Annotated in this window: 16 protein-coding genes; all 16 read left to right on the top strand. The window is 37.0% G+C overall.

Translation table 11 applies throughout. The features are described from left to right. Positions 1 to 31: 31 nt before the first annotated feature. The 16 genes from codY to fliL all read left to right on the top strand — a co-directional run bounded on the left by codY (position 32) and on the right by fliL (position 12,487). Complete coding sequence (codY, locus tag D0S48_RS05510; RefSeq protein WP_144538045.1) at positions 32 to 811, top strand: GTP-sensing pleiotropic transcriptional regulator CodY; 780 nt, start codon at positions 32 to 34, stop codon at positions 809 to 811. A 279-nt stretch (positions 812 to 1,090) separates the two neighbouring features. Beyond that, complete coding sequence (gene flgB, locus D0S48_RS05505; protein WP_151110562.1) at positions 1,091 to 1,483, top strand: flagellar basal body rod protein FlgB; 393 nt, start codon at positions 1,091 to 1,093, stop codon at positions 1,481 to 1,483. A gap of 2 nt (positions 1,484 to 1,485) precedes the next feature. Then, positions 1,486 to 1,947: a flagellar basal body rod protein FlgC gene (gene flgC / locus D0S48_RS05500; protein WP_144538047.1), complete on the top strand. Its 462-nt coding sequence runs from the start codon at positions 1,486 to 1,488 to the stop codon at positions 1,945 to 1,947. Between the two features lie 20 nt (positions 1,948 to 1,967). Then, positions 1,968 to 2,273: a flagellar hook-basal body complex protein FliE gene (fliE, locus tag D0S48_RS05495; RefSeq protein WP_151110560.1), complete on the top strand. Its 306-nt coding sequence runs from the start codon at positions 1,968 to 1,970 to the stop codon at positions 2,271 to 2,273. A 57-nt stretch (positions 2,274 to 2,330) separates the two neighbouring features. Continuing rightward, positions 2,331 to 3,917: a flagellar basal-body MS-ring/collar protein FliF gene (fliF, locus tag D0S48_RS05490; protein WP_151110558.1), complete on the top strand. Its 1,587-nt coding sequence runs from the start codon at positions 2,331 to 2,333 to the stop codon at positions 3,915 to 3,917. A 12-nt stretch (positions 3,918 to 3,929) separates the two neighbouring features. After that, on the top strand, positions 3,930 to 4,943 hold the full coding sequence (fliG, locus tag D0S48_RS05485) for a flagellar motor switch protein FliG (RefSeq protein WP_151110556.1): 1,014 nt from the start codon (positions 3,930 to 3,932) through the stop codon (positions 4,941 to 4,943). Continuing rightward, positions 4,927 to 5,703 carry a flagellar assembly protein FliH gene (gene fliH, locus D0S48_RS05480; protein WP_151110554.1) on the top strand — a complete coding sequence of 259 codons (777 nt, stop codon included), beginning with the start codon at positions 4,927 to 4,929 and terminating at the stop codon, positions 5,701 to 5,703. The genes fliG and fliH overlap by 17 nt, the downstream gene beginning before the upstream one ends. A gap of 6 nt (positions 5,704 to 5,709) precedes the next feature. Continuing rightward, a complete protein-coding gene (fliI, locus tag D0S48_RS05475) occupies positions 5,710 to 7,032 on the top strand; it encodes a flagellar protein export ATPase FliI (protein WP_151110552.1) in 1,323 nt (440 codons plus the stop codon). Position 7,033: 1 nt separating this feature from the next. After that, positions 7,034 to 7,483, top strand: a complete 450-nt coding sequence (gene fliJ / locus D0S48_RS05470) for a flagellar export protein FliJ (RefSeq protein ID WP_144538053.1) — start codon at positions 7,034 to 7,036, stop codon at positions 7,481 to 7,483. Between the two features lie 8 nt (positions 7,484 to 7,491). Continuing rightward, positions 7,492 to 8,091 (top strand): MotE family protein, encoded by a 600-nt coding sequence (locus D0S48_RS05465; RefSeq protein WP_151110550.1) that lies wholly within the window; start codon positions 7,492 to 7,494, stop codon positions 8,089 to 8,091. A 34-nt stretch (positions 8,092 to 8,125) separates the two neighbouring features. Continuing rightward, a complete protein-coding gene (locus D0S48_RS05460) occupies positions 8,126 to 9,367 on the top strand; it encodes a flagellar hook-length control protein FliK (protein ID WP_151110548.1) in 1,242 nt (413 codons plus the stop codon). Between the two features lie 2 nt (positions 9,368 to 9,369). Then, a complete protein-coding gene (gene flgD, locus D0S48_RS05455) occupies positions 9,370 to 10,008 on the top strand; it encodes a flagellar hook assembly protein FlgD (RefSeq protein WP_151110546.1) in 639 nt (212 codons plus the stop codon). 21 nt (positions 10,009 to 10,029) lie between these two features. Next, positions 10,030 to 10,410: a TIGR02530 family flagellar biosynthesis protein gene (locus tag D0S48_RS05450; RefSeq protein WP_151110544.1), complete on the top strand. Its 381-nt coding sequence runs from the start codon at positions 10,030 to 10,032 to the stop codon at positions 10,408 to 10,410. Positions 10,411 to 10,484: 74 nt separating this feature from the next. Then, entirely contained in the window at positions 10,485 to 11,783 is a 1,299-nt protein-coding gene (locus D0S48_RS05445) for a flagellar hook-basal body complex protein (RefSeq protein WP_151110543.1), read from the top strand. A gap of 61 nt (positions 11,784 to 11,844) precedes the next feature. Then, positions 11,845 to 12,066: a flagellar FlbD family protein gene (locus D0S48_RS05440; RefSeq protein WP_151110541.1), complete on the top strand. Its 222-nt coding sequence runs from the start codon at positions 11,845 to 11,847 to the stop codon at positions 12,064 to 12,066. Continuing rightward, entirely contained in the window at positions 12,056 to 12,487 is a 432-nt protein-coding gene (fliL, locus tag D0S48_RS05435) for a flagellar basal body-associated protein FliL (protein WP_151110539.1), read from the top strand. Before D0S48_RS05440 ends, fliL begins: the two co-directional genes overlap by 11 nt.

Below are 12,487 nucleotides of genomic sequence, written 5' to 3'. Positions count from 1 at the left end.
AATATGAAAACTACAATGGAGGATTTATTCAATGAACTTATTAGACAAAACACGCAAAATTAACTCGATGTTACAAGCATCTGCTGGGAAACCAGTTAACTTTAAAGAGATGGCTGCAACATTAAGTGAAGTTATAGAATGTAATGCATTTATCGTTAGTAGAAAAGGAAAATTACTAGGGCATGAAGTACATCAACAAATCGAAAATGACCGTATTATTAAAATGATGGAAGAGCGTCAATTCCCAGAGGATTACACTAAAAACCTTTTCCATGTTAATGAAACATCTTCTAACCTAGATGTGTACAGCGAACATTCTGTATTCCCAGTTGAAAATAGAGAATTATTTAAAGATGGCTTAACTACTATTGTGCCGATTATCGGTGGTGGTGAGCGTCTTGGTACTTTAATACTTGGACGTTTGAAAAACGAATTCCAAAATGATGATTTAATTCTTGGTGAATACGGTGCTACTGTTGTTGGTATGGAAATCTTACGTGAAAAATCAGAAGAAATCGAAGAGGAAGCAAGAAGCAAGGCTGTCGTTCAAATGGCTATCAACTCATTGTCATACAGTGAATTAGAAGCTATTGAGCATATCTTTGAAGAGTTAGACGGTAACGAAGGCCTGTTAGTAGCTTCTAAAATCGCTGACCGCGTAGGAATCACTCGTTCAGTAATCGTAAATGCACTACGCAAATTAGAAAGTGCAGGAGTTATTGAGTCAAGATCATTAGGTATGAAAGGAACTTATATTAAAGTTCTAAATGATAAATTCTTAGCTGAACTTGCTCAGCTTAAAATGCGATAATTTACTAAAAAATGGAGCCAATTCTAGATTTTTCTAGAATTGGCTCTTTTTATTTATTGAAAAGTAGGGTAGAATTTGTAATTGCATGCTAAATTTCGTCAAGGTTCCCCAAATGTGACAAATGTTTTGACGAACAATAAGAAAAAAAGGAAAAAAGACCTACAAAAATGCAAAAAATAGAATAGACACTGTGCATCTAATTCTTTACAATTAAATTATTGTGATTTTAACAGATTATTACTAAAATTAGGACGTAAGAAAAATAGGGGTGAGTAATTTATGGGTATTTTTGGTGGTACAATTGAGAATTTAGAACGAGGTCTAAATTTCTCAACTATGAAACAAAAGACTATTGCGCAAAATATAGCGAATGTTGACACGCCGAATTACAAGGCAAAAAGCGTAAGTTTCAATGATTATTTAGAAAATGCTAAGAAAACATCAATTTCTGCTTATCGAACAGAAGAGAAACATATTAACTTTCAAGCTAGTTCTAGTTCTTCCGCAGTATTCAATTATTCCAATCTAAGATATAGCAGCAATGGCAATGGAGTAGATATGGATAAGGAGCAGGCGAACCTAGCAACCAATCAACTCTATTACAATGCTTTAGTTGATCGAATGAGCGGAAAGCTGAACACCTTACAAACGGTGATTAAAGGAGGCAGTTGATAATGTCAATATTTCACGGGATGAATACTACAGCATCAGCTCTTACTGCTCAGCGTTTACGTATGGATGTTATCTCATCTAATATGGCTAATGCAGAAACAACTAGAGCAAAAATGGTTGATGGTGAATGGCAAGCATATAGACGGAAAACAGTAACATTGCAACCAAATGAAGGTTCATTTTCAAATTTTTTAAATGTAGCAAGAGGCACATCAGATAAAAATGGTGTTGGTAATGGAGTAAAGGTATCTCAAGTAAAAGAGGATACTGAAACACCATTTAAGCTCGTATATGATCCAAGTCATATGGACGCAAACGAAGAAGGTTATGTTGAAATGCCTAATGTAGATCCTTTAAGAGAAATGGTTGACCTAATTTCAGCTACTCGTTCTTATGAGGCAAACGTCACTGTGTTTAACGCGAATAAAGCAATGCTTTCAAAGGCTCTTGAAATTGGAAAATAGGAAAGAAGGTTTAACTCTTTATGGCTATTGAATCAGTATCAATGTTTAATGTTGCTCAGGTAAATGCACCCATGGCGACTAATAAGGTTAGTTCGTCGCAGGCACAAGAAAACTTTGGAGATTTCCTACAAAGTGCTATTAACTCGGTGAATGAGACACAGAAAGCTTCAGACGTTGCAACAAATAAGCTAATCAATGGTGGAAATATAGAACTTCATGAAGTGATGATTGCTTCACAGAAATCAAGTATTGCTTTAAATGCTACATTAGAAATTCGGAACAAAGTCGTGGAGGCTTATCAAGAAATCATGCGTATGCAAGTTTAGTCCTCGGTTAAAGTTAATATATCGAGCTAAAATATTCACCATAACCGGAGGATAAAAATGAATGAACGTATAAAGAAAATAAAAAATGATATAACAGTCTTTTGGAAAAGTCGTTCTAAAGGCCAAAAAGGAATTATGATAGGCGGTCTTTTAGGAGTAATAGCTCTTGCAGCTGTACTAACTTTTTTCCTGACAAAAACTGAAATGGTTCCTCTATATTCAGAAGTGACCCCTTCGGAAGTAGGGCGCATTAAAGAAAATTTAGATTCAAAAGGCATACCAAATGAAATTGCAGCTGGCGGGACTTCTATATTAGTTCCTAAGGAACAGAAGGATACACTGCTAGTTCAAATGGCGGCCGAAGGATTTCCACAATCGGGAATGATAGATTATAGCTTTTTCTCTCAAAATGCAGGTTTTGGGATGACCGATAACGAGTTTAATGTACTCAAGCTTGCCACTACACAAACAGAGCTAGCGAATTTGATTGGAAGTGTAGAAGGGGTTAAAGAAGCTAAGGTAATGATTACATTGCCTGAAGAAGGGGTATTTTTATCTCAAAGCAATGAATCCGCTAGTGCATCTATAGTACTTAACACAGAACCAGGGTATCAATTTTCAGAAACTCAAATAGCGTCCTTATATAATTTAGTATCTAAATCTATACCTAATTTATCTACTGAAGATATCGTTATTAGAAATCAATTCCTAGAATACTTTGATTTGGAGCAGGCAAACGGTTCTGGCGGGACAAATGTTACAGATCAAATGACATTAAAGAAAACCATTGAGCGTGACCTTCAACGCCAAGTACAAACAATGCTAGGTACTTTGATGGGGCACAATAAAGTTGTTGTATCTGTAACTACAGATATCGACTTTAAACAAGAAAACCGAGAAGAGAATCTAGTGGAACCTGTTGATGTCGAAAATATGGCAGGTATTGAAATTAGTGCTCAACGAATCTCTGAAACTTTTACTGGTAATAATCCATTAACGGGTGGTACTCCTCAATCAGAAGACGCTACTGATAATTTTACTAATTATGTGGAAGGTTCTACAGCAGATGGTGACTATGAGAGAACAGAAGATACGATTAACAATGAAGTAAATCGTATTAGGAAAGAAATAGTCGAGAGCCCATATAAAATAAGAGATATAGGTATTCAAGTAATGGTTGAACCACCTCAAGCTGACGATGTTACTTCTTTACCAGCAGATGTCCAAGGAGATATAGAACAGATTCTTGCAACGATTGTTCGCACATCTATTGATAAGGAAGCTGGCGAACTAACGGAGGAACAGATTGAAGAAAAAGTTGTTGTCTCCGTTCAAGAGCTTAAAGGGAAAAATGAACTCGCTGATGTCCCTTCTTCAACAATTCCTTGGTGGATTTATGTGATTCTTGGAGTATTCCTTGTAGCTATTATTCTCCTTGTAGTATCGTTGCTACGATCTAGACGAAGTGAGGAAGAGGAAGAACTAATTATCCTTGAAGAAGCAAAAGAAATACCAGAAGTTGATGATATTAATAATGAAAAAGAAACAGAATCTACTTTAAGACGTAAGCAACTTGAAAAAATGGCAAAAGATAAGCCTGAAGACTTTGCTAAATTGTTACGTACTTGGATAGCAGAGGATTAAGGGGGGACGGCTATGAACAAAAAAGAAAAAGGACTAACTGGTAAGCAAAAAGCCGCGCTCTTATTAATTTCTCTAGGACCGGAAGTGTCTGCTTCTATTTATAAACATTTAAATGAAGAAGAAATCGAGAGATTAACTCTAGAAATCTCTGGAGTGAAAAGAGTAGAGCCAGAAATAAAAGAAGACATCATAGAAGAGTTTCACAATATTGCCTTAGCGCAGGATTATATTTCACAGGGTGGTATTGGTTACGCTAGAACTGTTCTTGAAAAGGCGCTAGGCAGTGAACATGCACAAGCTATCATTAACCGCTTGACATCTTCACTCCAGGTTCGCCCTTTCGATTTTGCAAGAAGAGCAGAGCCAACCCAATTGTTTAATTTCATTCAAAATGAGCATCCGCAAACTATTGCCCTTATTTTATCGTATCTTGAACCGCAGCAAGCAGGGATTATATTATCGTCCCTGCCACAGGAGGTACAAGCGGATATAGCAAGAAGAATTGCTACGATGGACTCCACTTCTCCTGAAGTGATAAGTGAAATTGAAGCCGTGTTAGAACGTAAGCTTTCATCCACAGTTACACAAGATTATACAGAAACCGGTGGAGTAGATGCGGTAGTAGAAGTCCTTAATGGAGTAGACCGTACTACAGAGAAAACGATTTTGGATGCACTTGAAATTCAAGATCCAGAGCTTGCAGAAGAGATTAAAAAGAGAATGTTCGTATTCGAAGATATTGTTACTTTGGACAATCGTTCTATACAACGAGTTATTCGTGATTGTGAAAACGAGGATCTTATTCTGTCCATGAAGGTGTCGAGTGAGGAAGTTAAAGATATAATCTTCCGCAATATGTCTACACGCATGGCGGAGACATTCAAAGAAGAGATGGAAATCATGGGACCTGTTCGACTACGCGACGTAGAAGAAGCGCAGAGCAGAATTGTGTCAGTAATCAGACGCTTAGAAGACGCTGGTGAAATCATTATTGCCCGTGGTGGAGGAGATGACATTATTGTCTAGAATTTTCCGAAACGTACAAATAAATGAGAACTCTGAAAAAATTCGTCCCATTCACATAAAAAATCTTTATATGGAAGAGGATACAACAGAAGAGTCAGTTGTACATGAAAATTTTTCTGCTGATCGAAACAGAATGTTAGAGGAAGTAGATCAGGAAATAGCTAAAAAACAACAAGAACTTCAACAAGAAATAGAACAAACAAGGAACATTATTCAAAACGAGTTAAATGAGTGGAACGAGCAAAAGCTTAGTTATCAAAAAAGTGCTTATGATGAGGGTTTTGCGCAGGGACTAGAAGAGGGAAGATTAAAGGCTATGGCTGACATGCAAAATAAGCTAGCCGTAGCCAATGAAGCAATGCAAACAGCGTATATGAATGCCGCTGCTTACTTACAGCAACAAGAACAGGTGATTCTTGAGTTAAGTATTCGAAATGCGGAACGTATTTTGGGTGTTAAGTTAGAAGATGAACACGAGTTGTTTTTATCTATTGTTAGAAGAGGATTAAAAGAAGCTAGAGAAATGAAAGAAATTAAAATATATGTTTCTCCAGTATACTTTTCACTAGTCTCTGAGAATCGAGAAGAGCTTGCATCTATTTTTCCGGTAGACGTACCTTTTATGATTTTTGTTGATGAGGAAATGAATGATACCGATTGCTATATTGAGACAAACCATGGTCGGATTGTTGTAAGTATTGATGAACAAGTAAAAGAATTAAGACGTAAGCTAGTCGATATTCTTGAAAGTATGGAGTGAAAGTAAATGAAGGCAATCGATTTAATTCAACACATACCAAACGTATCCACCTTTAAAAAGTATGGTCGCGTAAATCGTGTTGTTGGATTAATGATTGAATCCCAAGGCCCCGAGAGCTCCATTGGTGATGTATGTAAAATTCATATTAATTCCGTTAAAAATGGACCGTCAGTAATACTTGCTGAGGTAGTCGGTTTTAAAGAGGAAATAGTTATTTTAATGCCTTATACAAACATTCGCGAAATTTCAACAGGTTGCTTAGTGGAAGGAACTAATAGTCCTTTAGAGATAAAAGTAGGGCCAGAGCTGATAGGTAAAGTACTAGATTCTATGGGAAACCCGATAGATGGAACAGTATTACCTAAAGGGTTAAGCACGGTTGGTACCGAACAAGATCCGCCAAATCCATTAACGAGACCACCTATCCATGAGCAAATTGAGGTGGGTGTGAAGGCGATTGATGGTATGCTTACAGTCGGAAAGGGACAAAGGGTTGGTATATTTGCTGGTTCGGGTGTAGGTAAAAGTACCTTGTTGGGAATGATAGCAAGGAATACTAACGCTGATTTAAACGTTATAGCACTAATTGGAGAACGTGGAAGAGAGGTTCGAGAGTTTATCGAACGAGATCTAGGCAAAGAGGGACTGGAAAAATCTATAGTTGTTGCAGCTACATCTGATCAACCAGCACTTATGCGTATAAAGGGAGCTTTTACTGCGACTGCTATTGCAGAATATTTCCGTGATAAGGGCTTAAATGTCATGCTGATGATGGATTCTGTTACCCGTGTGGCAATGGCTCAACGTGAAATTGGACTAGCGGTAGGTGAGCCACCAGCAACAAGGGGGTATACACCTTCGGTTTTCTCTATTCTTCCCAAGTTGTTGGAGAGAACAGGTACAAATGAACGAGGAACTATTACTGCTTTCTATACAGTTTTAGTAGATGGTGATGATATGAATGAGCCGATAGCAGATACTGTACGAGGGATATTAGATGGGCATATTGTTCTGGATAGATCTCTTGCTAATAAAGGGCAATTTCCTGCCATCAATGTGTTGAAAAGTATTAGTCGCCTAATGAACCATATTTCAGATGAAGACCATGTAAAAGCAGCAGAAAGACTTAGGGAGCTCTACTTTACTTACAATAAATCAGAGGATTTGATCAATATCGGTGCATATAAACGTGGAACCTCTCGAGAAATCGATGAGGCGATTCAATTTGAACCTTTAATAACCTCCTTTTTAAAGCAAGGATATCTTGATAAGGTTTCTTTGGAAAATAGCGTGAATGAATTAGTGACATTATCAGGTGGTGGAGCTTAAGATGGTTGCTTATCAATATAAATTTGCTAAAGTACTTACGGTTCGAGAACAAGAAAAGTCAGAGACAGAAATAGCATATAAGGAATCGGTGAATTCTTTTGAAGAGGTTGCTACTGAGCTATATAATCTTTTGAAAAAAAGAGAAAATACATTAGATGCACAAAATAATCTTTTAGTAAATGGTTTAAGTATAGATGGAATACATCATTACTCCAACTTTTTGGAAGGCTTACAAAAAAGAATTGAAGTAGTGCAGAAGGAAGTAGTTCAAGCTAGAGCAAAGATGAATTGGTATGAAGAAAAGTTATTAGAAAAAAGCTTAGAAGTTCGTAAGTTTGAAAAAATGAAAGAAAAAGATTTTGAAAGCTTTCAACAAGAACAGTTTAGATTAGAGTCAATTGTATTAGATGAGATATCTTCCTTAAAGTTTCAAAACAAAGAGATTAGGTGAGTAAAGGCATGGCTAAACCGAATAACAAAAAGAAAAGCGTACAAACGATGGACAACGAGCCGAAGAAAGCGGGCTTAGGCAAGAAAATACTATATTTGTTTATCATACCGCTTCTCTTTGCTTTGGCTCTCCTTCTAACTTTTGCTCAGATAACACATATAAATGTTTTTGAAAAAGCTAAAGAACTTACTTCTCTTGGTCAGGAAGAGTCCATAGGTGAAAACAAGAAAACGAATCGTTTAGAGGAGAGAGTTGTTTCTCTTCAAGCAGAGATCCAGCAAAAGGAAGTCCAAATCGATAAGCTTCAAGCAGAAATAGACAACTCCGAGAAATCACAAGAATCATTGTTATTGGAACAGGAGAGTCTATTACAGCAAATTGAGGAATTAAAGAGACAAAACGAACAATCTAAAAGAGATTATGCAGAAGTAGTTTCTACTTTTGAAAAAATGTCAGCGAAGACAGCAGCACCTGTTATTACAAATATGAGTGATGCTGAGGCTTTGAGAATCTTAGCAAGCTTAAAACCAGATACAGTTGCAAAAATTTACGAAAAAATGTCCCCCCTGGATGCAGCAAAATATACCGAGCTAATGACTAAACAATAGAGCATGCTTCTTGTATTTGAAGGGAGGTGAAAAAATGAACATAGCGGCAATGGTTAATATGGGAAATTCAGTAGCAGTACAATCCAAACCACAGTTACAAGCAGGTAACGGACAGGCTTTTGGTAATGTATTTGGGCAAATTCTTTCTAGTCAAACTTTGCAACTGCCAAATGTATCGAATGGTGCAGATAAAGAGCCAGATTTTATTCAAGATTTACTTTCCCTTCTAGATGTTCAATCATTGGAAGAAGCACAGGAGTTACTACAAGCTAATGATTTAACGGTAGATTCTAGTTCACTAAAACAATTGTTAAATAAGCTACTAGGAGAAACTGATGATTTGTCCAAGCTGGAAAATCAAACACAGGACGTATGGGATATTCTCGCTATCGTTTCGGAACAACCTAATAAGCTTGTTGAATCTATCCTTTTATCCTTGAATGGACAAGCGATGGCAAACCCGGTAATGGCAAACCAAGTTGAGGCTAAGCAATCAGTCGTAAGCCCTGTTGAAGCAACACAAGCAGTGGAGCTTTTAAAAATTGCTCAACTTATCGGTAACAAAAGTGATTTAACTTTTAAGCAAGAATCTACGCTGTTTGATTTAAAGCAAACGTTAGAAACATTAAAGGAAAACTTAATGAATGTCTCTCTTAATCAAGGAAAGAGTACAATTACTATTCCTAAAGCCTTTTTACAGCAAATGGTGATAAATCAAACTGTTGTAAAAGGAGCGAATACAGAAGTAGTGACGGAAAGTAAAGAGATAACTTCTTTGGTTCAAGGTCAAACGACTACTGTACAAACAAAGGTAGAAACTGTAACAATGACTCTTCCTACTGAAAAACCTGCTCAATCAGAGGAGTTTTTGAAAGAGCTTCAAAAGGTTATGAACCGGGTACAATTTGGACAATCTGGGGGAGCTAATAGATTAGTTATTAAACTATATCCAGAACAGCTTGGGACAATTCGTATCGAGTTGATCCAAAAGGATGGAATACTTACTGCAAAAATGTTAGCCTCAACTGCTTTAGGTAAAGAAATGCTAGATACCCATTCCGGTCAACTAAGACAAGGATTAGCAAATCAGAACATCCAGGTTGAAAAACTTGAGATTACTCAAGCTTTGCAGGACACTGCTAAGCAACAAAGAAATGAAAGCTTCCAAGACTCTTCCTTTAAGCAGCAACAAGAGCAGGAGCAACAAGATTCTAATCCAGAAAGTCAGGATACTCAAACTACTTTCCAAGAATTTTTAAATGAAATCGAGGTATAACTATGGCCGACTTATCACCAATTACGAGTAATATGTATTTATCTTCAAAGAAAACTACTAAAACTACGGGAAATAGTACACTTGGTAAAGATGAATTTTTAAAAATATTAATGGCTCAGCTTCAAAATCAGGATCCTACAAATCCGATGAAGGACAATGAATTCATTGCCCAAATGGCTCAGTTTTCATCTTTAGAGCAAATGACAAACCTTACTAAGGCATTTGAGAAGTATGCAGAGGCACAAGAGCAAACTCAAATGATTGAATATAGTAATTTCGCTGGTAAACAAGTGAAATGGCATGAGCTGACAGATAAGCTAGATGAAGCTGGTAAACCGATCACAACTGAAGGTACAGGTTTAATCACAGGAGTAAAATTCGTGAATGGGAGTGTAGAATTTACGCTTTCGGACGGAAAGAAAATCACACCTGGTAATATATCTGAAGTACTATCAAACAATGCAAACTCTAATAACTTAGTAGAAGCGAGTATGATGATTGGAAAAACTGTTAGCTACACTGCTGATTCTGCGGAAGCTACAGGTGTTGTTCAATCAGTATCTAAAAAAGAAGGAGTAATTGTTTTTAATCTTGATGGAGGTAAGACGATTACAGCAGAAAAAATAAATTCTATTCAATAATAAATAGAACGGAGACATGCAATGGACCAAGTTACTATTAACCGCGTCACGCTGCAGCCAGGAATCCGTCAACCAATTACATCTAAACAAGTCACATCGTCGAAGCAAGCGTTTTTACAGCATTTACATGAAGCCACGGTTAAAACGGAATTAAAGGTAAGCAAACATGCTAATCAGCGATTAATAGAAAGAAATATTCATATATCAGATGCGCAGTGGCAGCTTGTAAGTGATAAAGTAACAGAAGCGCGCTCAAAGGGTGTCAATGACTCATTAGTATTGATGGATCAAGCAGCTCTAATCGTAAGTGCAAAAAATGCAACGGTTATAACTGCCATGGATCGCACGGAAGCGAAAAACCAATTGTTTACTAATATTGACGGCACAATTGTGCTAGGATAGCAGGACCTTTATAGGATGCTATGTGCAGTGGACTGATTGAAGCTAGCACACAAATCGAAGGGAGAAATTAATCAATGATTCGTTCAATGTACTCAGGTATCTCAGGACTTAAAAACTTTCAAACAAAATTAGATGTAATAGGTAACAATATCTCAAACGTAAATACTTACGGTTTTAAAAAAGGTCGTACCATCTTCAAAGACTTAATCTCACAAACTACCGCTGGTGCTTCTGCAGCTACAGGGACACGTGGGGGAGTAAACCCAAAACAAGTAGGCTTAGGATCTCAATTATCTGCAATTGATACAATTCACTCAGGAGGTTCAATGCAATCTACTGGAAATACATTAGACCTTGCTATTTCTGGAGATGGATTCTTTCAAGTAGCGGACTCAACTAATGCTAATCGAGGTGGATTTGTTAATCCTTTATATACTCGTGCAGGTAATTTCTATATGGACAATGAAGGGTATTTAGTAAATAGTGATGGTAAATTTTTAGTTGGTGGAGTTACTAAAGTTGATCCAAAAGCACTTGCAGATGCTACAAAATTAGCAAATGATGCTAAGAAGCCTGCAGAGGATGCAGCTATTGACGCAAAGGCTAAAGCTGATACATTAGCAAAAGCTTTAGAGCCATTAGAAAAAAATGTGGCAGATGCTAAAAAAAGCTTAGCAGATGAAAAAGCTAAAAGTCCCGCGGATCCTGCTTTAATTAAGGCTGCAGAAGACAAATTAGTGGCAGAAGAGAAAGTGTTGAAAGATGCCCAAGATCCAACTATTAGCACAACTCCTGCTGGTAGTGCAGCAAAAGATGCATTTGAAGCGAACAATAAAGCAGTATTAGCTGCGGAGACATTAGCTGCTGCAAATGCTGCGGTTATTAATTTGTCATATCCAGATGCATCTAGTGTTGAAAGAAACTGGGAAGCTTCTGGCAACCTTAATACTGGTGGTAGTTATTTACCTGATACACCACTGACTGTAGGTGGGGAGTATCGACCAATAAAGATACCAACAGATGCACAAAGTATGAATATCGGTCAAGATGGAACAGTAACATTTGTTGACAAGGAAGGTACGTTGCGTTGGGCAGGTCAACTTGTTCTTGCAAAATTTCCAAATGCGGGAGGCCTAGAGAAAGTAGGAGCAAACTATTTTAAAGACACTTCCAATTCAGGAGAGCCAATTCTTCAAACTGCTACACAATCAGGTATGGGTACTGTAAACTCTGGCTTCCTAGAAATGTCCAATGTTGACTTATCTGAAGAGTTCACAGATATGATCGTGGCACAACGTGGATTCCAAGCAAATACTCGTATTATTACAACTTCAGATCAAATTCTAGAAGAATTAGTTAACTTAAAACGATAATCTGATAGTTTCAATGTAAGGGAGGGTTGGGCCGTTCCTTGAACGGTCCGGCCCTTAATAAATGATTAGTTTGACTCGTTTAAACGGTAAAGAGTTTTCGTTAAATGCATTATACATAGAGACGGTTGAATCTTTTCCGGATACTACGATAACGCTAACGAATGGTCATAAATATGTGGCGTTAGAATCTCGAGAAGATGTGTATTATAAAATCGCTCAGTTTTACAAGGAAATACATATTTTATCGAATCCTTATTTAAGAGGTGAACAGGATGAAGAGTAACAGCAAGGTATTGACTATTATGTTAATAATTTTAGTTTCACTTACTTTAGTAGGTGTAGTTGCACTTATTGTATTTTTACAATTGAATAACGGGGATGAAAGCAAAGAGCCTACAATAGATGAAATTGTCGAATCCTCTGTAGACATTCAGGAAATCACAACCAATTTAGCTGGCGACAAATTTATCCGAATTTCTATGAAGGTACAAACGGATAGTACTGAGGCAGCTGAGGAGCTTACAAAACGTGATTTTCAAGTGAAAAATATTCTAATCACTGAGCTTTCAGAAATGACGCCAGAGGATTTAGAAGGTAAGCAAGGAAAGTTAACATTGGAATCGTCTTTAAAAACTAAAATAAACGAATTAATGGATGATGGGGAAGTACAGCAAGTATATATTACTTCCTATATTATTCAGTAA

The organism is Psychrobacillus sp. AK 1817 (genome assembly GCF_008807035.1).
Classification (GTDB): domain Bacteria; phylum Bacillota; class Bacilli; order Bacillales_A; family Planococcaceae; genus Psychrobacillus; species Psychrobacillus faecigallinarum.
Note: the sequence above shows the minus strand (reverse complement) of the source record. Positions and strands in the feature narration are given on the sequence as shown.

What these genes read in the sequence shown, in the direction of transcription:
- codY (WP_144538045.1), top strand. Translation starts at nt 32, where the DNA reads ATGAACTTATTAGACAAAACACGCAAAATTAACTCGATGTTACAAGCA.
- flgB (WP_151110562.1), top strand. Translation starts at nt 1,091, where the DNA reads ATGGGTATTTTTGGTGGTACAATTGAGAATTTAGAACGAGGTCTAAAT.
- flgC (WP_144538047.1), top strand. Translation starts at nt 1,486, where the DNA reads ATGTCAATATTTCACGGGATGAATACTACAGCATCAGCTCTTACTGCT.
- fliE (WP_151110560.1), top strand. Translation starts at nt 1,968, where the DNA reads ATGGCTATTGAATCAGTATCAATGTTTAATGTTGCTCAGGTAAATGCA.
- fliF (WP_151110558.1), top strand. Translation starts at nt 2,331, where the DNA reads ATGAATGAACGTATAAAGAAAATAAAAAATGATATAACAGTCTTTTGG.
- fliG (WP_151110556.1), top strand. Translation starts at nt 3,930, where the DNA reads ATGAACAAAAAAGAAAAAGGACTAACTGGTAAGCAAAAAGCCGCGCTC.
- fliH (WP_151110554.1), top strand. Translation starts at nt 4,927, where the DNA reads ATGACATTATTGTCTAGAATTTTCCGAAACGTACAAATAAATGAGAAC.
- fliI (WP_151110552.1), top strand. Translation starts at nt 5,710, where the DNA reads ATGAAGGCAATCGATTTAATTCAACACATACCAAACGTATCCACCTTT.
- fliJ (WP_144538053.1), top strand. Translation starts at nt 7,034, where the DNA reads ATGGTTGCTTATCAATATAAATTTGCTAAAGTACTTACGGTTCGAGAA.
- D0S48_RS05465 (WP_151110550.1), top strand. Translation starts at nt 7,492, where the DNA reads ATGGCTAAACCGAATAACAAAAAGAAAAGCGTACAAACGATGGACAAC.
- D0S48_RS05460 (WP_151110548.1), top strand. Translation starts at nt 8,126, where the DNA reads ATGAACATAGCGGCAATGGTTAATATGGGAAATTCAGTAGCAGTACAA.
- flgD (WP_151110546.1), top strand. Translation starts at nt 9,370, where the DNA reads ATGGCCGACTTATCACCAATTACGAGTAATATGTATTTATCTTCAAAG.
- D0S48_RS05450 (WP_151110544.1), top strand. Translation starts at nt 10,030, where the DNA reads ATGGACCAAGTTACTATTAACCGCGTCACGCTGCAGCCAGGAATCCGT.
- D0S48_RS05445 (WP_151110543.1), top strand. Translation starts at nt 10,485, where the DNA reads ATGATTCGTTCAATGTACTCAGGTATCTCAGGACTTAAAAACTTTCAA.
- D0S48_RS05440 (WP_151110541.1), top strand. Translation starts at nt 11,845, where the DNA reads ATGATTAGTTTGACTCGTTTAAACGGTAAAGAGTTTTCGTTAAATGCA.
- fliL (WP_151110539.1), top strand. Translation starts at nt 12,056, where the DNA reads ATGAAGAGTAACAGCAAGGTATTGACTATTATGTTAATAATTTTAGTT.